We start from the raw sequence: 18,110 nt of genomic DNA, 5'->3' as shown, positions 1-18,110 counted from the left end.
GGAGGGCATTGTCATTCACTGTCGGAGGAAACTATGAGGATTGCTGCAAGAGGCTGGCACGGCGTCGTCGCCCTGATTGGGCTAGTGGGCCTCGGAGCCCAGGTCATCGCACTGATCAATGGGGAAAAATACTCCCTGCTGGGTCCCGCGATGTCGTGGTGGAACTTCTTCAGCTACTTCACCATCCTCAGCAACATCCTGGTTCTGATGATCAACCTGGACCTCGCCCGCAACCCGGAGGGCAGGCAGTCCACCCTGTGGCGGGTGCTGCGGTTGAACGCCGTCGTCAATATCTCGGTGACCGGGCTCATCGCCTTCACACTGCTGCGGAGCCTCCCCGAGGTGCAGGCTCTGGTGGGTCTGGGCAGGCTGTCGGACACGCTTCTGCATTATGTGGTGCCGATTCTCACGGTGCTCGGGTGGCTGCTGTTTGGCCCCCGGCCGCGTTTCACCATCCACACGGTGTGGCTGTCCCTGATCTTCCCGGCAACATGGCTGGTGTACACGCTGATTCGTGGCGCAGCGGTTACCTGGTACCCGTACCCGTTTGTGGATCTGAGGCTCATCGATCCGCTCGAGGTCCTGATCAACTGCGTGTTCATTGGTGCCATGTTCGTGGGCTTTGGCTTTTCAGTTCTGCAAATCGATAATCGAATGAAACCAACGAGAACACAGGTGACCACCAATGTCTGACTCAGTTGCCTGGCCGGCAGCACCGCCCCTCCTCAGCCTGCCGATCATGGACCAGGCATGGATGGATGCGGTCTTCCTGCACTGGCGGATCCCGGTGACGACGGCCGCGCAATTCATGCCGCCCGGTACTGAACCGGATGTGTACGACGGCGACGCCTGGGTGGGGTTGATCGGGTTCCGGATGGTCGGGGCCGGGATCGGTTCGGGGATGCCCATCCCTTACTTCGGGTCCTTCAGCGAGATCAACGTCAGGCTGTACTCGCGGGACTCCGAGGGAACCCGCGGGGTGGTGTTCCTGACCCTTGATGCGTCACGGTTGGCCGTGGTCCTCGTGGCGCGGGCGGCAGGAATCCCCTACGTGTGGTCCCGGTGCGCGCCGGTGCCCGACCCGGGTCTCGCAGGGTATACGGTGCAGCGGTTCAGGGGCGGGGCGACGTCGTCGTTCGCTGTCCGACCCAACCGCTCGGTGGTCGCGACCGACCCGTTGACCATCAACCTCACCGCGCGCTTCGGCCTGCACTCCGAACTTGCCGGGCGCACGCTGTTCATCCCGAACACCCACGCGCCCTGGCCGCTGCATCCCGCAACAGTCGAGTACCTCGACGATGGGTTGGTCAGCGCCGCCGGAATCGAGGTGACGGGGCCACCCGAATCGGTGCTGTACTCGCCGGGTGTCCAGACGCAGTTCGGTAAGCCGCGGGTGATCCGGCGAGGCTGACCCCGCCTTAAACCCCTACCCATCGAGTCAACACAAATAACAGGTTTCCGGCCGGAAGCCCGTTATTCGTGTTGACTCGATCCGAATGATGGGGACGGCGAGGAAGGCACCGTTGGAAGGTGTCGGGTCAGACCATTCCGGATGGCCGGATGTTCAGCGACTCGATGACCGAATCCCGTGAAGCGTCCACTGCCAGGCGGACCGCTTTGGCGACCTGGTCAGGCTGGATCCATTCCTCGGGCCGGTAGGGCTTGCCCTCAAAGTCGTGCAACTCCTGCTGCATGTCGGTGGCCACCCGGCCTGGGTGGATGGAGCTGACCCGGACGCCGTTTGCGCGTTCCTCCTGCCGCAGGGCATCGGTGAAGGCCCGCAGTGCGAACTTCGTGCCGCTGTAAAGCGCAGACCCGTCGCCGGAGGCGTACCCTGAGCCCGAGTTGATGGCAATGACCTGGCCCTTGGCGGCTCGCAGCGCTGGCAGCAGCAGCCGGGTCAGGTTCGCTACGGCGAACACGTTGACCTCGAAACTTTTCCGCCATTGTTCGGGGGTAAGGTCTGCCACCTGGCCCATCTGCAGCACTCCCGCCGAGTGCACCAGCACGTCGAGGCGGGAGATGCCGTGCACGACGTCGGGCGTGAGCTCGGTCAGTTCGGCCGCGAAGGGCCCGGCGGAGGGGAACTCGCTGGCGAGGTCCTTCAACGCCTCGGCGTCACGGCCACCCAGGAGCAGGTGGTGGGTGGGGGCGAGCTCGCGGGCGATGGCAAGGCCGATGCCGCGCGAGGCGCCGGTGATCAGGGCAACAGGCAGTTCAGTCATGGTGCACATCCTACTGGTGGGTGCCCCCGTCCGCGCTGGCGAGTGCGCTTTTTCGCGCCGCCCCGACCCTGAGGGCCGTATCTGCGCCACGGTCACTCAAAGAGGTGCCTCCTGCCGCAACAAATCCACTCCAACCAAACGTTCCTCAGCCGTTAACCTGCGGTTTCCGAACCGGGGGAGTCGGGGCACCTAGAGTAACTTGCGTTCAACCTAGAGTAATTTGCGTTCAGCCATCGGGCCATCGCACCGGACCCCTGAGGTGGCCCAGCGGTCCCGACTCTGCCCCGCCGCATCTATCGAGAGACGTCCAAAGTGAAAAAGCACAGCCCGCGGACTTTGATCGCCGCAACAGCCATCGTCTGCACCCTCGGCATCGCCGCTCCGGCTACCGCCAACGTGGTAGCGGACCCGGTCAGGTACTCAGCCGATCGCGCTGCACTCTCGCTGAACCCGATCGGCACCTACGAGACCGGGATTTTCGACGCCAGCGCAGCCGAAATCGTCACCCACTACCCGGGCGCCCAGCGTCTCCTCGTGGTGAACGCCGCCGAGGCGCTGGTCGAGGTGCTCGACGTCAAGGACCCGAACCAGCCAACCAAGTTGTTCAACCTCGTGACTGAAGGCGTCAGGTCGGGCGACGGGTCGCGGATCCCTGCCGGCGCAGTCGTGAACTCGGTGGCCGTCAGAGCGGATGGCCTCGGAGCGCTGGCCGTGGAAGCACCCACCAAAACCGATCAGGGTTGGCTGGTCTTCTTCGATGCGAACGGCGACGGCGAAACCCTCGGCGCCGTCCGCGTTGGCGCCCTCCCCGACATGGTGACCTTTACTCCCCGGGGCGATCAGGCCGTCGTCGCCAATGAGGCCGAGCCGGCCGAGGACTACTCGGTGGATCCCGAGGGGTCGGTTTCGATAGTAAAGCTGAAGCACAACCGGATCGAGGTTCCCCGACAGCAGGATGTCAAGACCGCCGGCTTCCGGTCCTTTGAGAAGAACCTGCCCGACGGCGTCAGGATCAACGGCGGGCGCGAAGACGCCACCGGAGTGCAACCGAGGTACCCGGTCTCCGAGAATCTCGAACCCGAGTACGTGACCGTAGCGAAGGACGGCAGGACCGCGTACGTCTCGCTGCAGGAGGCCAACGCGGTTGCCGAGGTCAACCTGAAGTCGGCCAAGGTCACCAGGATAATTCCGCTTGGGACAGTCGACCGCCTCACGACGCCGATGGATGTCTCGGACCGGGACGACGCCATCAATATTGCGAACTGGCCGGTGAAGGGCTTCCACCAGCCGGACGCCATCGCCTCCTACACAGCGAAGGGCAAAACGTACCTCGTCTCCGCCAATGAGGGTGACGCCCGCGACTGGGAAGGCTACTCCGAGGAAGCGAGGGTCAAGGATCTGGGCGACGGGCTCCCGCCGATCTGTGAGGATTTCGACACGATGAAGCGCAACGCTGACGGCAGCAAAATGACCGTCGAGCAGCTGCAGCAGGACGAGAATCTTGGTCGCCTGAAAATCACGCTTGCCGACGGACTCTCGGCTGACGGAGCCTGCTACGAAGAACTATTCACTTACGGCACCCGGTCGATGTCCATCTGGACCGACAAGGGGACCAAGGTCTTCGACACGGCGGCCGATTTCGAACGGATCACCGCCGAAGCCGTCCCCGAATTCTTCAACTCGAACCACAGTGAAAGCAATTTCGAGGGTCGCAGTGACGACAAGGGCCCCGAGCCCGAGGGCGTCACCCTAGGCGAGGTGGATGGGCGGACTTATGCCTTCGTGGGGCTCGAACGGGTGGGCGGCGTCATGGTCTACGACATCACCTCGCCCGTGCACTCGACGTTCGTCACCTACGTGAACAACCGCGACTTCTCAGCGTCAGTCGAAGATGATCCGTCCACGCTGGGCGCGGCCGGGGATCTGGGCCCCGAGGGCCTGGTCTTCATCTCGGCGAAGGATTCACCCACCGGGAAGCCGCTGCTCGCTGTCGGCAACGAAGTCAGCGGCACCACCACGATGTTCAGCGTCGATCGGGTTTTGAAGCACCGGCGTTAGCCGCACCGGTCCGGCGAAAAACTGCCCACACCGCCGCTAGCGGAGCGTGAAGATCCGCCGCACAACGCGGCCCTCGGCCAGGGCGTCGAGGCTTTCGTTGAGGTCGCCGAGGTCCCGTGTGTCGGTGTGGAGCAGCTCAACGGGCAGCTTCCCCTCACGCCAGAGCGCCAGATATGCGGGGATGTCACGGGCGGGCACCGAGTCCCCCATGTAGGAGCCGAGCAGGCGTTTACCCGCACCGGCAAACTGCAGCGCCTGCGTGGTGAGGGTCTGATCAGGGTGCGGCAGCCCCACCGAAACCAGCGCACCGCCGCGGGTCAGCAACCCCAGGCACGCCTCCATCACGCGTGCACTGCCGACCGCTTCAATCGCCACATCCACCCCGTCACTGCCCAGTGCCTGCACCAGGGATTCCGCTGCGTCGGGGGCACCAACCGACGTCGCACCGCATCGTAGTGCAAGGTCACGTTTCGCTGGCAGGGGGTCGATGGCAATCACCGTGGTACCCGTGACCTGAGCGGCTGCCATCACCGCCATCAAGCCCACCGCGCCGAGCCCGAACACAATGACCGACTGCCCCTCACTGACCTGCGCGGTGTTCAATACCGCCCCGATCCCGGTGAGCGCCGCGCAACCGAACATGGCAGCGACATCGAAGGGGACGTCGTCGTCAATCACCACCACCGACTCGCGGGCCACCACCGCATACCCGGAAAACGCAGAGACGCCCAGATGGTGGTTGATCCTGTCGCCATCGGCGGTGCGCAACAGGGCCGGGCCGTGCAGTAGATCCCCACTGCCGTTGACCTCAGCCGCACGGTGGCAGAGGGCGGGGCGGCCGGCGTCGCACGCGCGGCAGGACCCGCAGCTGGGTACAAACACCAGAACCACCCGGTCACCCGCTGTGATGTCGGTGACATCCGGGCCGACCAGGTCGACGACGCCGGTCGCCTCATGCCCCAGCGCCATCGGCAGTGGACGCACCCGTGAACCGTCGATCACCGAGAGGTCCGAATGGCAGAGGCTTACCCGCTCGATCCTTACGCGGAGCTCGCCCGGCCGGGGCGAGGGAACGGCGAGTTTTTCAAGCCGGAGTGGAGCACTGTCGGCGTAGGGGCGGGCCGCGCCGGTCTTGTGAAGCACCGCGCTACGCATCGTGGAGGGACTCATGAGTTCAATGTACGGCCTGGGACCGTCTTGCCGTCCACTCCCCGTGCAAACTACCGTGAGTGCTACGCCACCCGTCTGAGGAGAACAAACCGCATGGAAGTATCCCCAATTGTTTGGGCATTAACGATCGCCGGAATTGTGGGGCTACTGCTCTTCGACTTCTTCTTCCACGTCCGTAAGGCGCACACCCCGACCTTGAAGGAGGCTGCGGTGTGGTCCTCGATCTATGTGGGGCTCGCAATCCTCTTCGGGCTCGCCGTGCTGGTCTTCGGGGGCGCCACCATGGGGACCGAGTATTTTGCCGGCTATGTCACTGAAAAAGCACTGTCGGTCGATAACCTGTTTGTGTTCCTCATCATCATGGCCAGCTTCAAGGTGCCACGCGCCGACCAGCAGAAGGTATTGCTCTTTGGCATCATTTTCGCGTTGATCGCCCGCACTGGGTTCATCTTCCTGGGCGCCGCACTGATCAACCAGTTCGCCTGGATCTTCTACATCTTCGGACTGGTGTTGATCCTCACCGCCGGCAACCTGCTCAAGCCGACGTCCGGCGAAGATCACGGCGACATGATCGTGGTGCGTCTGGCCAAGCGTTTCCTGCCGGCCACCGATCACTACGACGGCGACAAACTGTTCACCATCGAGAATGGCAAACGCGTTCTCACGCCGATGCTGCTGGTGATGATAGCCATTGGTGGCACTGACATCCTGTTCGCGCTGGACTCCATCCCCGCGATTTTCGGCCTGACCCAGAACGTGTTCATTGTCTTCACCGCCACGGCGTTCTCGCTGATGGGACTGCGTCAGCTGTACTTCCTGATCGATGGCCTGCTGGACCGTCTCATCTACCTGTCCTACGGCCTCGCGATCATCCTCGGCTTCATTGGCGTGAAGCTGATCCTCCATGCGCTGCACGAGAATAACCTGGGCTTCATCAACGAGGGCGAGCCCGTCCCGGTGGTCGAGATCTCAACCGGGTTGTCCCTGTCAGTCATTCTCGGAGTGCTTATCGTCACCGTGCTGGCTTCGGTCTTCAGCCCCAAGGGTAAAGCGAAGAATGCTGTCTCCGGGGCCAAGCGCCATGCTACCGAGTACATGGACCTGGAGTACGAGACCGACATCAACGAGCGTGAGAAGATCTTCAACCGCATGGTCGAAGAGGAAGAAATGCTCCGCCAGCTCCCCGAGAAGTACAAACGCCTCATCCGGAATGAGACCGAATTCATGGACCTCATTCGCCGGGCCCACTTGGCCCACGGGGAAGCGGTCGACCGCGAACCCACTCGCTAGACCGGCAACACCACCCGGACCCTACGCACGGAGGGCGGCATCGCGATGATCGCGGTGCCGCCCTCAGTGGTTACCCGGTCGGGTCAGCTGCGGGTGGTGGCCAGTTCGGCAGCCGTGGGGTCACCCGGCATATCGGTGCCCCTGATGGATTCGCCGGCTGTCTCCCTGACAAACGGCATGGCAATCATGCCGATCAGGCACGCGCCCATCAAGTAGAAGGCCGGAACCAGCAGGTTGCCGGTCGCCCCGATCAGCGCTTCGTTGGCCAGCGGCGCAGTCCCGCCGAACAGCGCCGTCGCGAGGTTGTACGTCACCGCAAACCCGGCGAACCGCACATGGGCGGGGAACATTGCCGGGAAGGTCGCCGAGATGGTTGCGAGTTGCAGGACGTAGAGGATGCCCAGGACGGCGAATCCGATCAATGCCCCGGTGAACCCGGTGCCGATCAGCATGTACATCGGCAGGGCCGCGACGAAGAGTCCCACCAGGGAGGCCCACCACAGCGGTTTTCGACCCACCCGGTCCGAGAGTGCGCCGGCAAATGGGATCAGGATCATCATCACCACCTGGCCGATCAGGATCAGGGTGAGGGAGCCGTCGTCGGACAGGCCAATCTGCGTCTGCAGGTAGGTGGGCATGTAGCTGAGCAAGGTGTAGTTGGCGACGTTGAGCGCGATCACCAGGCCAGCCATCGTGAGCACTGGACGCCAGTACTTGCTGGCCAGGTGCTTCAACGTGGTGGGTCCGCTGTCTTCGGTGCCCGAGTTGTTTTCAAGTTCACGGAAAACCGGTGTGTCTTCAAGTTTGGACCGCAGGTACCACCCGACCAGGCCCATCGGCCCCGCGATGAGGAAGGGGATCCGCCAGCCCCAGTCGGTCATCGCTTCAGCGCCGAGGAGGATCTGCAGGAACAGGGTGATTGCGGTGCCGAGTGCAAACCCGAAGATGGTGCCGAACTCGAGGAAACTGCCCAGGAAGCCACGTTTCTTGTCTGGCGAATACTCTGCCATGAAGGTCGCAGCTCCGCCGTATTCACCGCCGGTCGAGAAGCCCTGCAGGATCCGCAGCGCCACCAGGAGGGCCGGCGCCCAGTAACCGATCTGATCGAACGTGGGCAGCAGGCCAATGGAGAAGGTCGCGCCCGCCATCAGGATGATGGTGAGGGACAGGACGGCCTTGCGTCCCAGCCGGTCGCCCAGAGGCCCCCAGATTAAGCCGCCGAACGGACGGGCCAGGAAGGAAATGGCGAAGGTGGCGAGCGCCCATTCGGCGCCGCCGGGGAAAAAGTTCGCGGTGATGTAGGTCAGGACCACCGCGTACACCCCGTAGTCGTACCACTCGGTGGCGTTGCCTACTGCCGATGCGCCAATGGCCCGGCGGATTGTCTTCTTGCCTTCCGGAGTATCAGTCTCCGGAGCGTCGAACCCGCTATGGGGTGGTTGGTTTTCGACAGTCACTGGTGGCTCCGTCCTTCGGTGCGGGCCGTGCTGAGCAGCCTGGTGGGCGGCCGGCAGGGCTAGGTCAGCCATCAACCCTAGCGACGCCGTTAGTCGATGGCTAACGCACCCCTGGCTCCCGCCGGCAGGATTGCCGACGTCGGACCGGATCTGGAGACGTAATGATCAGGAAGGACTCGCTAGTCTGCGCTGATCTGCCAGATGGCGTATTCGTCCGCATGCAGGATGGCGCGGCGGCCGTCGGACACGTCGCGGATCCAGACGATGCCCAGGCCCGGCGCGGTGTCTTCCACATAGCCGCTGTAGTGGACCTCACGGTTGCGATGCGCCTCGATTTCGTCCCCTCGGCGCAGCATACCGAGGTCATGGATTCGGGTGATGGCGGTGGCGGTAAGCAGGGACATAATGACTCCTTGGTTCTGTGGCCGGGGCAGGCAGGTCCGACCGATGGTTTTATTGTTCGCCCAAGGTGTTGCGGGGGTGTTTCGGCCCGGTGAATTTGTTGCGTCCTGACCCGTACTGCCCCGCCAGGCCGCGCCTCATGACCCGGAATCGCATTGCCGGGCTGCCACGCCGGCAAAGAGTTGCCTAAGCTACCAGGATGACCGAACCAGCCTCGCCTGACCCGGCGTACCTCAATCAACTCGACTCCGAGACCCAGCGCCGGCTGCTGACCGCAGTGCCGCCTGAGTCACAGTTCGACGGCGCAGCGGAGGACCTCCGCGCCGCCGTCGACAGTAATGTCGAAGCCCTCCACGACGACCTGCGGCGGATAGTGCACACCCTCCACGCTCACCCGGAAACCGCCTTTGAGGAACATGCCAGTGCCCGGTTGATCGCCGACATTCTCGCCGAACACGGGGTCGCCGCCGAACTGGGGGCCCACGGCGTGGACACCGCCGTCAGGGCCGAAATCCGCGGCGCTGGTGATGGGCCATCCATTGCGGTGCTCAGTGAGTATGACGCGCTCCCGGGGATCGGCCACGCCTGCGGCCACAACGTCATCGCCGCGACCGGAGTGGGCGCCTTCCTTGCGCTCGCCGGGATCAAGGACCGGCTCAACGGCACGGTCGTCTTCCTCGGCACCCCCGCCGAGGAAGGGCACTCCGGCAAGGAGCTCCTGGCCCGCAATGGGGCGTTCGACGGCGTCGACGCCGCCATCATGGTGCACCCCTACGGCTACGACCTCGCGGACCAGGTCTGGCTGGGGCGCCGGCTGCTCACCATCACGTTCACCGGCATCGCGGCCCACGCCTCCGCGCAGCCGTTCATGGGCCGCAACGCGCTCGACGCCGCCAGCCTCACCTACCAGGGGATTGGCTTGCTCCGTCAGCAGCTGCCGCCGTCTGACCGGGTCCACAGCAACATCACCGAGGGTGGACGCAGCCCCAACATCATCCCGGATCGGGCGGTCATGAAGCTCTACGCCCGCTCCAGGTACCCGGACACGCTCAAGGACCTCAGCAAACGTCTGGAGGACATCGCCCGCGGCGCGGCGCTCATGACCGGCACCACAGTGGAACTTGACTGGGACCAGCACCCGCCGTCGCTCCCGATCCGGACCAACGATGCGCTCACCGGGCGCTGGGTGGAATCCCAGCAGCGGCGCGGACGCAACCCGCTCCCCGCTGGCGTCGTCTCCGACACCCTCGCGGCGTCCACCGACTTCGGCAACGTCAGCTACCGCATCCCGGGCATCCACCCGCTCATCAAAATCGCCGACCAGAGCACCGCCCTGCACACCACCGACTTCGCTGCCGCTGCTGCGTCCGAGGCGGCCGTGCAGGGAGCGTACGACGGCGCTGCTGGTCTTGCGCTGACAGCCCTGGATTACCTGATGGACCCAGTGCTCCAGCGGCAGGTGCGCCTGGAGTTCGAGGAGCAGGGCGGGCCCATCGACGTTCCGTCCTACTTCGACTGAGCGCTGATCCGCTATTCGACTGCGCCGCCGGGCAGAGCGAACCCTCCTCAACGAAACCTGCGCGACGCACGTCAGGGGAGCACCAGCCATGTCCACCACCGCCGCCCGCGGCTAAGGCGCTAGTCCGGGGGAGGGATGACCCGCAGCCGCAGTCTGCCCGGCGCCGACAGGGTGGGCTGCAGCCTGGCAAGGATCGAGGGTCCCTGCAGGTCCGCCCGCAGTGAATCCCAGGCCTGGGATTCGCTCAGATCCAGGATGACGCTGGTGTCAGGGGACAGCGCACTGGCTCGTCGCACCAGGAGGTCGAGGCCGTGAATGCTTACCGGTGAGACGCACCCGTGGACATGGATGTGCACGCTATCCAGGTCGGCGTCGGTGGTCACCAGGATCCTGAGTTTCAGGTGCGAGGCGGAAGGGTGCGCGGCCATCGAGCGTTCCCGCGGGCTTTCCCGCGTGGCGCCAGTGTTCGTCGCTACCGTTTTCGTCGCCACCGTGGCGCTGGCCATCGGCGACGGTGTGTGGGTCTTCATCGGTGTAGCGCCCCTGCCCTTTGATACCGCATCTCTCGCGTAGTACTCATGAAACCGGTACGGGCCTGCGGCTGCTAGGGGCTAAAGTCCCCGCAGGCCCCTGCATCGCACAAAGTTGCAGGAATAGGTCCCCTGACAGCGCCGTTATGCCCAGAGAACCCAAGCTGGAGGTACGTCGTGACCAAGATTTTTGCCCTGCATGAAAACCCCGACTGGTTTCCACCGTTCGCCAAGGCCTTCGAGGCCAGGGGCATCGAGGTGGAGGAGTGGCTCCTCACCGACGGTGTCCTCGACCTCGACCAGGAGCCACCAGAGGGTATCTTCTGGTCGCGGATCAGTGCCTCCTCGCACACCCGTGACCACCACCTGTCCAAGGACTACGCCCGCGCGGTGCTCTCCTGGCTGGAGGCCCACGGGCGCCGCACGGTCAACGGTCGGCGAATCCTCGAGCTAGAGATGAGCAAGGTCGACCAATTGACCGCCCTGAAGGCGGCTGGCATCGACACGCCACGCACGGTGGCGGCCATCGGCAAGCACCGGATCCTCGACGCGGCGGCGGGCTTCCCCGCCCCCTTCATCACCAAGCACAACCAGGGTGGCAAAGGCCTGGGTGTCCGCAAGTTCGAAAGCCACGAGGAACTGGCCGAATACGTGGAGTCGCCCGAATTCGAAGAACCACAGGACGGCATCACACTGATCCAGGAGTTTATCCAGGCAGCCGAACCCATCATCACCCGGGTTGAGATTGTGGGCGGCGAATTCATCTACGCCATCCAGGCAGACACCGCGCGAGGTGGCTTCCAGCTCTGCCCGGCCGACGCCTGCGCCATTGACCCCGTCACCGGCAAGCCCATTATGCCGCCCGGCGCCACCATCGCACCTGAGGAAGGCCAGCAACTGTTCAGCCTCCGCGAGGGCTTCGACCACCCGATCATCGGGAAGTACCTCGAGTTCACCCGGAGGAACAACATCGAGGTGTGCGGAATCGAGTTCATTGAGACCGCTGACGGCCGCATCCTGACCTACGACGTGAACACCAACACGAACTACAACGCGGTTGTCGAGGCTCAGGCGCCCCGCTCTGCGCCGGACGCCCTGGTCGAATACCTGGCCGGAATTGCCGTGCCTGTCTAGGGGAGGCTTCGATAGGGTGGGGGACACCAAGGAGGACGACGGCTCCATTGACGCTCGGCGTCGGTGAGTTCCAAAGGGGGATTAGACGATGACCGGTGTATCAACGTTGATGGTGTGGGTTGGTTTGGTGTGGGTTGGCGTGATGATTCTCGCTATTGCGGCAATCATCTCGGTGGCGCGTAGTGCTGGTTTGAGCTCGACGGCGAAGGCCCTTTGGATTGCACTCGCTGTCGTCGTCCCGCTCTTCGGGGCAGTGGCCTGGTTCATCTACCGCGCTACTGAGGCCTGCACCAGCGATCCTGTTATTCCCGGCTGAGACCGGGGCGGGCGGAGGCCTCGGCCTATTACGCAACATAAACATTTCGTAATAGGTCCAAGGATAGGCTAGCCTTACTTTGTTGCGTCCGAACGGCCGCGAATCACAGTTTCCCGAAAGTCGAGGAGCCCCCATGGCCCCCACCCGCCTGCGCGGTTTCGCAGCCGCCGCTACGGCCGCCGCCACCATCCTTGCCCTATCCGCTTGCAGTACAGGTCCCGCCGATGGCGGCTCGGGCTCCGATGCTCCCGTCGCGGCCGGTGCTGCCGACCAGTTCCCCGTCACCATCGAGCACGCGTTCGGCGAGACGGTCATCGAAGAGCTGCCCGAACGGGTGGCCACGGTTGACTGGGTCAACGCGGACGTCGTGCTGGCCCTCGGCGTCGTCCCCGTCGGCATGCAGAGCGACGAGTATGGCGGAAACGACAACGCCTCCACCCCGTGGAAGGACGCCAAGCTGGAAGAGCTCGGCGCGGCGATCGGCACGGAGAACGCACCGGTGCAGTACTCGGAAGCTGATGGCTACGCGTTCGATGAGGTCGCAGCCACAAACCCCGATGTCATTCTGGCCGCCTACTCGGGGCTGACCCAGGAAGATTACGACACCCTGAGCGAGATCGCTCCAGTGGTTGCCTACCCCGAGGTCGCCTATGGCACCCCGTGGCAGGAATCGACTCGCATCATCGGTGACGCACTCGGTCTGGCTGACGAAGCCGAAGAGCTCATCACCGAAACCGAAGAGACAGTGGCCACCGCTGCTGCCGACTATCCGGCAATTGTGGACAAAACTTTCATCTACGGAAACCTCGACCCAGCCAGTGCTGAAGGCGTCAGCATCTACACCGCAAACGACAACCGACCGCGGTTCCTTGAGTCGATCGGCATGGTCCAGGCCGACGTCGTCACCGAGAGCACCGAGGGTTCAGAGGAATTCTTTATCCCCTGGTCCGCCGAACGCGCAAACGAGCTCGAATCGGACATCTTCGTCACCTGGGTTCCCGACGAAGCCACAGCTGAGGCGATTGCCGAAGATCCGCTGCTGAGCCAGATCCCTGCCGTCGAGTCGGGCGCTCTGGTTGCCGACCCGGACAACACCCTCACCCTGTCGATCTCGGCTGCCACCCCGTTGAGCCTCCCCTGGGCGCTGGATACTTTCCTCCCCATGCTGGACGAGGCGGCGCAGCAGGCCGAGGGCTAAACCGGCTCCAGAAGTTTGGCAAAGGCGTTTCGCCGCGTGAGGAGTTCACGTAGCGGGGCGCCTTTGCCGCATCACCGGTTGCTCTATGGGCCGGGGTGGGTTGAAATGGGATCAGCACACTTAGTTTCACCAAGGATGGAGATGCACCATGGCACAGCCAGACATTCACGACCTGCAGGAAGCCACCGCCTGGGATGCCGACGGCGAGAAGCTGGGCGAGGTGTCCCAGGTGCACCTCGATGCCCGGACCGGCGAGCCGGCCTTTGTCACCGTAGGCCTGGGCCTGTTCAACACCCGCGAGCATTTCATCCCGTTCGACGCGCCCGGCTCGACGGCGGCGACCTGCACGTCGCCTACACCAAAGACAAAATCACCGATGCGCCTGACCTGACTGCCGACTCGGAGCTGACCGACGAGCAGACGGCCACCCTGCGGGACTACTACAACAACTAGTCCGCCAGCGGACCCCAGAGCAGGGACCCTTTAACGCCGAACGCGCCCGCAGCTGCGGGCGCGTTCGGCGTTAACAGTGATCGCTAGAAGACGTCGACCAGACGGCCGACAATAAACAGAACGATGCAGGCTACGAAAACCACTCCGATGCCAATGAGCCACGGCAGCGGGTGGTTTGCCTTCGAAGTGCCCTCGTCGTGGCCCTGCGGTCCCACGGTCGAGGACTCACCCGGTGGGGTTTCGCCTGGGGGGACTCCGCCGCCCGGCTCCAGCCCGGTGATCTTCTCACCCTGTGGATCGGGGTTCTGTCCTGTCATTCGGTGCCTCCTAGATTTCCCAATCAGACCTCTTGGGTGATGGGTCTTTCGTGTCACGGGGGGTCCAGGACATGGTGATGTCGGCTCCCTCTTCGGTCTCGCGCACAAACAGGTGAAGGTCTTCCCCATAAAGGTTCTCGTGTTCGACCACGTCACCCGCCTCGTGCGCCATCTCAACCAGCCGGCTGATGGCCACTGCCATGGCCCGGCCCCAGTCATGTGGATGCTTGCTTGACGATTCTTCGGTTACAGAGAACTTTCTGTCCATAGTTGCCATTGTGCTCCTTAAGTCTCTGCAGTGGGGCAATTAATCTGGCGGCGGATTCCTGCCCGGCAGTAAATAATGGTAAGCCCCCTGTGCAGTTTTGGGATGATTCAACCCTAGCAGTACCGGTGATCACGCTGACCGGATGCGCGTTCAGCTCCGACCCGCAAAAAGGAACCAGCCCGGTAGACGTCTTTCCCCAGGGATCGAGTCAACACAAATAACCGATATCCGGGGCGAAACCTGTCATTTGTGTTGACTCGACTGCCTGGCTGATCGCGCCGCCTCGCCGATAATTGCCGTGTAGGTGGGGTAGGCGAACTTTACCCGCGCGAGGGTTGCGACGTCGGTGCCCGCCGCCATCGCCGGAGCGACCGCCTGGATCACCTCCACCGCGTTCTCTCCCACTGCGTGCGCTCCAAGGATCAGCTCCCGGTGCCGGTCCAGCACCAGTTTCAGGAACCCCTGCTCCCGGTCATCGATGATGGGGCGCTCCACCTCGCCATAGGGTACGACGACGGCGGTCGCCTCCCGGTCACGCGCCCGTGCCGCTTCCTCGGTGAGGCCGACGCCGGCGTAATCCGGGTCAGTGAAACCACCGGCGGGCAGCAAATGGTGTGGAGTGGTCCGATGCGCTCCGAGGACCGCGTTCTCGGCAGCGGTTTCGCCCTCAAACACGGCGGCCTGCACCAGCATGCTGGAGCCGTTCGCGTCCCCCGCCACATAGACGTGGGGAACGTTCGAGCGCAGATAGTCGTCAACCGGTATCGCGTTGCGTTGGGCCTGGACACCGGCCGCGGCCAGGCCAAGAGACTCAATGTTCGCCGGCCAACCGGCAGCCATCACGACCGTGTCGACCGCCTCCACCTGCTCTCCGGTTGGGCTGGTCCAGTGCAGGTGTAGCCCGCCGTCGTCGTCCCTGGTGATCTGGTTGATCCCGCCGATTCCCGTCTCCACCCTCACCCCCCGGGCGCGGAACCCATCGGTGACCGCCGCCGAGACAGCGGCGTCCTCGGTGGTGAGGATGCGCGGCGCCAGATCCAGCAGCAGCACCCGGGAACCGAGTGCATGGAAGATGGTGGCCAGCTGCGCGCCGGTGTGCCCGCCGCCGATCACGGCGATGGCCCGCGGCAGATCCGGCAGGTCGAGAATGTCCGGCGGCAGGACGGCATGCTCGGCGCCGGGGATGGGTAGGCGGCGCGCGTTGCCGCCAACGCAGAGGATGACCGAACCGGCCGTCACTGCGCGGCCGTCCACCGTCAGGGTGTGTGAGTCAGCGAAGGAAGCCTCGCCGGTGAGCAGGGTGATGCCCAACCGGGCGACGACGTCGTCGTACCCTTTGGCCGCGAGCACCCGGTCCACGGTGGACCTGACGCGCCGGACGATCTGGGGCCAGTCAACCGACGGTTCGGCGACGACGATCCCGTAGTCATAGGCGGTGCGCACCTCCCGGTACAGGCGGGCCGTCTTCGCAAGGACCCGGGTCGGCACGCACCCGGAATTTACGCAGGTGCCGCCGAGCCTCGCCCGTTCCACTACAGCCACGCGGGCGCCGAGTTCCGCGGCCCGCACCGCGGCTGCCATCCCCGCAGGGCCAGCGCCCACAATCAGAACATCGAAGTCGTATTCCATGGATTTGCTCCTGTGGGTGGTCTGGGCACGATCGGCTGCTGCTTCCTGTATAGCGGCAAATGCCCCGAAACTCCCGTACTTCAGACGTCCCGGGTAATCTCAGTGGTATGACAACGCAGCCGGAGACCCTGAAGGAAACGCGAAAGACTGCCGCGAATCTGATCCCTGCGGTGCTGATCGCCGGGTCGGGGTTTGTGATGTTCGGACTGGATCAGCGGTGGCTGGGTTACCTGTTGTTGGCGGCCGCCTTGGCGTCGTCGTTCTTCATCGGGCGTCAGCTGTTCAAGGATCTGGCGCTGCTGTCACTCGGACTGATCATCATGAGCCTGGTGCCCATCACCACCGACATCAGCTTCGAACACATGTTCACCATGGGGACAGCAATGGTCCTGGCGGTGGGGCTGCCGTATTCGATTTCACGGTTTGTGTTCAAGGACCACGCCATCCGGTTTCCGGTACTCACCGGCCAGAAGTGGACGCGGACCGAGCGCTGGTACCTGGTGGCCGTCGTCGTGATGGGGTACTTTCTCCTGCCCGTCTACATGATTCCTACCGGCGTGTTTGAGAACTGGCCGGCAGCCTCGGATCCGAGCACCGTGGCGCGGCTGTTCCTCGGCACCAATGTGCTGGGCATCTGGGACGAGCTGTTCTTCATCTGCACGGCCTTCACCCTGCTGCGGCGGCATCTGCCGGACTGGCAGGCCAACATGCTGCAGGCGGTGCTGTTCACCTCGTTCCTCTGGGAACTGGGCTTCCACGCCTGGGGGCCTTTGCTGATCTACCCCTTTGCGCTGGTGCAGGGCTGGATTTTCAAGAAGACCAAATCATTGAGCTACATTGTGGCGGTTCACCTGCTGTTCGACTTTGTGTTGTTTCTGGTGCTGATTCACGCGCACAACCGCGAATGGTTCGACATTTTCCTGTACTAGCCACCTGCTGATCCCCACCTGATCGTGGGGTGAGAGTCTCCCCACAGTTTTCCCTTCCGGCTGGACAGCTACCCACTGTCATCTGAGACGGTGAAGCCATGGATGAACTAGTCAACGCGTTGGCCCCGGTGGTCGGGGTCGCTGCGGCCTTGATCGCAGCCGTGCTGCTCGCAGCCATTTTGCGCCGGATAGCTGTGCGCGCCCTGCGGAAGGTCCCCGCCATTCAGGGGGCATCCCGTCGGGCGCTGAACCCGGTGCGGCTCGTGCTCGCCATTGTGGGCGCGCGGATAGCCCTTGCGGTGACTGCCGCCGACACCGACTGGTTTGGGCCGGTGGACTACGCGCTGGTGCTGGCTCTCATTGGGGCCGTGGCCTGGCTGGTCGCCTCGCTCCTGCTGGTGTTCGAGGCGGTGGCGTTGCGGAAATACGGGAGGGACACCGTTGACCATGGGCGGATGCGGCGCCTGAAAACGCAGATCATGCTGGCCCGCAGGGTGGGAGTGGCGCTGGTGATCACCTTCGCGCTGGCCAGCGTGCTGCTGACGATCCCCGAGGTGCGTGCCCTTGGCGCTGGCATCCTGGCCTCGGCCGGGCTAATCTCCATTGTCGCTGGCCTCGCCGTCCAGAGTTCCCTGGCCAACGTTTTTGCCGGGGTGCAATTGGCCTTCACCGACGCCCTGCGGATCGACGACACCGTGTTCGTTGAAGAACAGTTGGGCACAGTCGAGGAAATCACCATGACCTATGTGGTGGTCAAGGTCTGGGACGACCGCCGGGTCATCCTGCCCTCGACCTACTTCACCACCACGCCGTTCGAGAACTGGACGCGGAGCCGTTCCGAACTGCTCGGCACCGTTGACCTGGACCTCGACTGGCGGGTTCCCATCGACTCGATGCGGGCCCACCTGACCGCAATACTCGCCGAGACCACCCTGTGGGACGGGCGCACCAGCACCCTGCAAATCACCCAGGCCACCGACGGCATGGTGCGGGCCCGGGTGCTGGTCAGTGCCGTCGACAATGATGCCCTCTGGGACCTGAAGTGCCTGATCCGCGAATCAATGGTCGTGTTCCTGCAGACCCACCACCGCGAGGCGCTGCCCCGGCAGCGGTGGGAGGCGGTGCACCCTCCCCAAGCCCTCGAAGCTCCCCAACCCGCCGCCCTCGGATCGAGTCAACACAAATAACCAAGTTCCGGCGTGAAACCTGCTATTT

Annotated in this window: 19 protein-coding genes; 11 read left to right on the top strand and 8 right to left on the bottom strand. The window is 64.0% G+C overall.

Annotated elements, in window-relative coordinates:
• Positions 1-33: 33 nt before the first annotated feature.
• On the top strand, positions 34-693 hold the full coding sequence (locus DDA93_RS08015) for a Pr6Pr family membrane protein (RefSeq protein WP_116778456.1): 660 nt from the start codon (positions 34-36) through the stop codon (positions 691-693).
• Entirely contained in the window at positions 686-1,411 is a 726-nt protein-coding gene (locus DDA93_RS08010; RefSeq protein ID WP_207771324.1) for a DUF2071 domain-containing protein, read from the top strand. Before DDA93_RS08015 ends, DDA93_RS08010 begins: the two co-directional genes overlap by 8 nt.
• Before the next feature lie 127 nt (positions 1,412-1,538).
• On the opposite strand, the gene DDA93_RS08005 is transcribed toward DDA93_RS08010, so the two are convergent.
• Positions 1,539-2,225, bottom strand: coding sequence for an SDR family oxidoreductase (locus DDA93_RS08005; protein WP_024476599.1), 687 nt, complete (start codon positions 2,223-2,225; stop codon positions 1,539-1,541).
• Positions 2,226-2,537: 312 nt separating this feature from the next.
• On the opposite strand from DDA93_RS08005, the gene DDA93_RS08000 reads away from it, so the two are divergent.
• Positions 2,538-4,283, top strand: a complete 1,746-nt coding sequence (locus DDA93_RS08000) for a choice-of-anchor I family protein (protein ID WP_243400555.1) — start codon at positions 2,538-2,540, stop codon at positions 4,281-4,283.
• 36 nt (positions 4,284-4,319) lie between these two features.
• On the opposite strand, the gene DDA93_RS07995 is transcribed toward DDA93_RS08000, so the two are convergent.
• The gene (locus DDA93_RS07995; protein WP_116778477.1) at positions 4,320-5,438 is read right to left on the bottom strand and encodes an alcohol dehydrogenase catalytic domain-containing protein; all 1,119 of its coding nucleotides are present in this window, start codon (positions 5,436-5,438) and stop codon (positions 4,320-4,322) included.
• 108 nt (positions 5,439-5,546) lie between these two features.
• On the opposite strand from DDA93_RS07995, the gene DDA93_RS07990 reads away from it, so the two are divergent.
• Positions 5,547-6,743, top strand: coding sequence for a TerC family protein (locus tag DDA93_RS07990; protein WP_019484236.1), 1,197 nt, complete (start codon positions 5,547-5,549; stop codon positions 6,741-6,743).
• 83 nt (positions 6,744-6,826) lie between these two features.
• Here DDA93_RS07990 and DDA93_RS07985 read toward each other — a convergent pair whose 3' ends face one another.
• Positions 6,827-8,125 (bottom strand): MFS transporter, encoded by a 1,299-nt coding sequence (locus DDA93_RS07985; RefSeq protein WP_050995040.1) that lies wholly within the window; start codon positions 8,123-8,125, stop codon positions 6,827-6,829.
• Between the two features lie 254 nt (positions 8,126-8,379).
• The gene (locus DDA93_RS07980) at positions 8,380-8,604 is read right to left on the bottom strand and encodes a hypothetical protein (RefSeq protein WP_019484238.1); all 225 of its coding nucleotides are present in this window, start codon (positions 8,602-8,604) and stop codon (positions 8,380-8,382) included.
• 197 nt (positions 8,605-8,801) lie between these two features.
• On the opposite strand from DDA93_RS07980, the gene DDA93_RS07975 reads away from it, so the two are divergent.
• The gene (locus tag DDA93_RS07975; protein WP_116778453.1) at positions 8,802-10,121 is read left to right on the top strand and encodes a M20 family metallopeptidase; all 1,320 of its coding nucleotides are present in this window, start codon (positions 8,802-8,804) and stop codon (positions 10,119-10,121) included.
• A 119-nt stretch (positions 10,122-10,240) separates the two neighbouring features.
• Here DDA93_RS07975 and DDA93_RS16185 read toward each other — a convergent pair whose 3' ends face one another.
• Entirely contained in the window at positions 10,241-10,651 is a 411-nt protein-coding gene (locus DDA93_RS16185; protein ID WP_133185465.1) for a hypothetical protein, read from the bottom strand.
• Between the two features lie 177 nt (positions 10,652-10,828).
• Here DDA93_RS16185 and DDA93_RS07960 point away from each other — a divergent pair, with 177 nt between their 5' ends.
• The 4 genes from DDA93_RS07960 (at position 10,829) to DDA93_RS07945 (ending at position 13,690) form a co-directional block, all read left to right on the top strand.
• Complete coding sequence (locus DDA93_RS07960) at positions 10,829-11,785, top strand: alpha-L-glutamate ligase (protein ID WP_116778450.1); 957 nt, start codon at positions 10,829-10,831, stop codon at positions 11,783-11,785.
• 88 nt (positions 11,786-11,873) lie between these two features.
• Positions 11,874-12,101 (top strand): PLDc N-terminal domain-containing protein, encoded by a 228-nt coding sequence (locus DDA93_RS07955; protein ID WP_116778449.1) that lies wholly within the window; start codon positions 11,874-11,876, stop codon positions 12,099-12,101.
• Between the two features lie 133 nt (positions 12,102-12,234).
• On the top strand, positions 12,235-13,299 hold the full coding sequence (locus DDA93_RS07950; protein WP_116778448.1) for an ABC transporter substrate-binding protein: 1,065 nt from the start codon (positions 12,235-12,237) through the stop codon (positions 13,297-13,299).
• Between the two features lie 148 nt (positions 13,300-13,447).
• Entirely contained in the window at positions 13,448-13,690 is a 243-nt protein-coding gene (locus DDA93_RS07945; protein WP_243400554.1) for a PRC-barrel domain-containing protein, read from the top strand.
• 145 nt (positions 13,691-13,835) lie between these two features.
• On the opposite strand, the gene DDA93_RS07940 is transcribed toward DDA93_RS07945, so the two are convergent.
• The 3 genes from DDA93_RS07940 to DDA93_RS07930 form a co-directional block, all read right to left on the bottom strand.
• Positions 13,836-14,069 carry a DUF6480 family protein gene (locus DDA93_RS07940; RefSeq protein ID WP_019481390.1) on the bottom strand — a complete coding sequence of 78 codons (234 nt, stop codon included), beginning with the start codon at positions 14,067-14,069 and terminating at the stop codon, positions 13,836-13,838.
• 10 nt (positions 14,070-14,079) lie between these two features.
• Entirely contained in the window at positions 14,080-14,337 is a 258-nt protein-coding gene (locus tag DDA93_RS07935; RefSeq protein ID WP_019481391.1) for a hypothetical protein, read from the bottom strand.
• 243 nt (positions 14,338-14,580) lie between these two features.
• Positions 14,581-15,966: an NAD(P)/FAD-dependent oxidoreductase gene (locus DDA93_RS07930; RefSeq protein WP_116778447.1), complete on the bottom strand. Its 1,386-nt coding sequence runs from the start codon at positions 15,964-15,966 to the stop codon at positions 14,581-14,583.
• Positions 15,967-16,073: 107 nt separating this feature from the next.
• Here DDA93_RS07930 and DDA93_RS07925 point away from each other — a divergent pair, with 107 nt between their 5' ends.
• Positions 16,074-16,895 (top strand): CPBP family intramembrane glutamic endopeptidase, encoded by an 822-nt coding sequence (locus tag DDA93_RS07925; protein ID WP_019481393.1) that lies wholly within the window; start codon positions 16,074-16,076, stop codon positions 16,893-16,895.
• Positions 16,896-16,993: 98 nt separating this feature from the next.
• Positions 16,994-18,082 carry a mechanosensitive ion channel domain-containing protein gene (locus tag DDA93_RS07920; RefSeq protein ID WP_024476537.1) on the top strand — a complete coding sequence of 363 codons (1,089 nt, stop codon included), beginning with the start codon at positions 16,994-16,996 and terminating at the stop codon, positions 18,080-18,082.
• Positions 18,083-18,110 lie beyond the last annotated feature (28 nt).

This window comes from Arthrobacter sp. Bz4, from assembly GCF_003075455.1.
Classification (GTDB): Bacteria; Actinomycetota; Actinomycetes; order Actinomycetales; family Micrococcaceae; genus Arthrobacter_D.
Note: the sequence above shows the minus strand (reverse complement) of the source record. Positions and strands in the feature narration are given on the sequence as shown.

Coding starts and splice junctions, on each gene's coding strand:
- DDA93_RS08015 (WP_116778456.1), top strand. CDS start 34: ATGAGGATTGCTGCAAGAGGCTGGCACGGCGTCGTCGCCCTGATTGGG.
- DDA93_RS08010 (WP_207771324.1), top strand. CDS start 686: ATGTCTGACTCAGTTGCCTGGCCGGCAGCACCGCCCCTCCTCAGCCTG.
- DDA93_RS08005 (WP_024476599.1), bottom strand. CDS start 2,225: ATGACTGAACTGCCTGTTGCCCTGATCACCGGCGCCTCGCGCGGCATC.
- DDA93_RS07995 (WP_116778477.1), bottom strand. CDS start 5,438: ATGCGTAGCGCGGTGCTTCACAAGACCGGCGCGGCCCGCCCCTACGCC.
- DDA93_RS07990 (WP_019484236.1), top strand. CDS start 5,547: ATGGAAGTATCCCCAATTGTTTGGGCATTAACGATCGCCGGAATTGTG.
- DDA93_RS07980 (WP_019484238.1), bottom strand. CDS start 8,604: ATGTCCCTGCTTACCGCCACCGCCATCACCCGAATCCATGACCTCGGT.
- DDA93_RS07975 (WP_116778453.1), top strand. CDS start 8,802: ATGACCGAACCAGCCTCGCCTGACCCGGCGTACCTCAATCAACTCGAC.
- DDA93_RS16185 (WP_133185465.1), bottom strand. CDS start 10,651: ATGAAGACCCACACACCGTCGCCGATGGCCAGCGCCACGGTGGCGACG.
- DDA93_RS07955 (WP_116778449.1), top strand. CDS start 11,874: ATGACCGGTGTATCAACGTTGATGGTGTGGGTTGGTTTGGTGTGGGTT.
- DDA93_RS07950 (WP_116778448.1), top strand. CDS start 12,235: ATGGCCCCCACCCGCCTGCGCGGTTTCGCAGCCGCCGCTACGGCCGCC.
- DDA93_RS07945 (WP_243400554.1), top strand. CDS start 13,448: ATGGCACAGCCAGACATTCACGACCTGCAGGAAGCCACCGCCTGGGAT.
- DDA93_RS07940 (WP_019481390.1), bottom strand. CDS start 14,069: ATGACAGGACAGAACCCCGATCCACAGGGTGAGAAGATCACCGGGCTG.
- DDA93_RS07935 (WP_019481391.1), bottom strand. CDS start 14,337: ATGGACAGAAAGTTCTCTGTAACCGAAGAATCGTCAAGCAAGCATCCA.
- DDA93_RS07930 (WP_116778447.1), bottom strand. CDS start 15,966: ATGGAATACGACTTCGATGTTCTGATTGTGGGCGCTGGCCCTGCGGGG.
- DDA93_RS07925 (WP_019481393.1), top strand. CDS start 16,074: ATGACAACGCAGCCGGAGACCCTGAAGGAAACGCGAAAGACTGCCGCG.
- DDA93_RS07920 (WP_024476537.1), top strand. CDS start 16,994: ATGGATGAACTAGTCAACGCGTTGGCCCCGGTGGTCGGGGTCGCTGCG.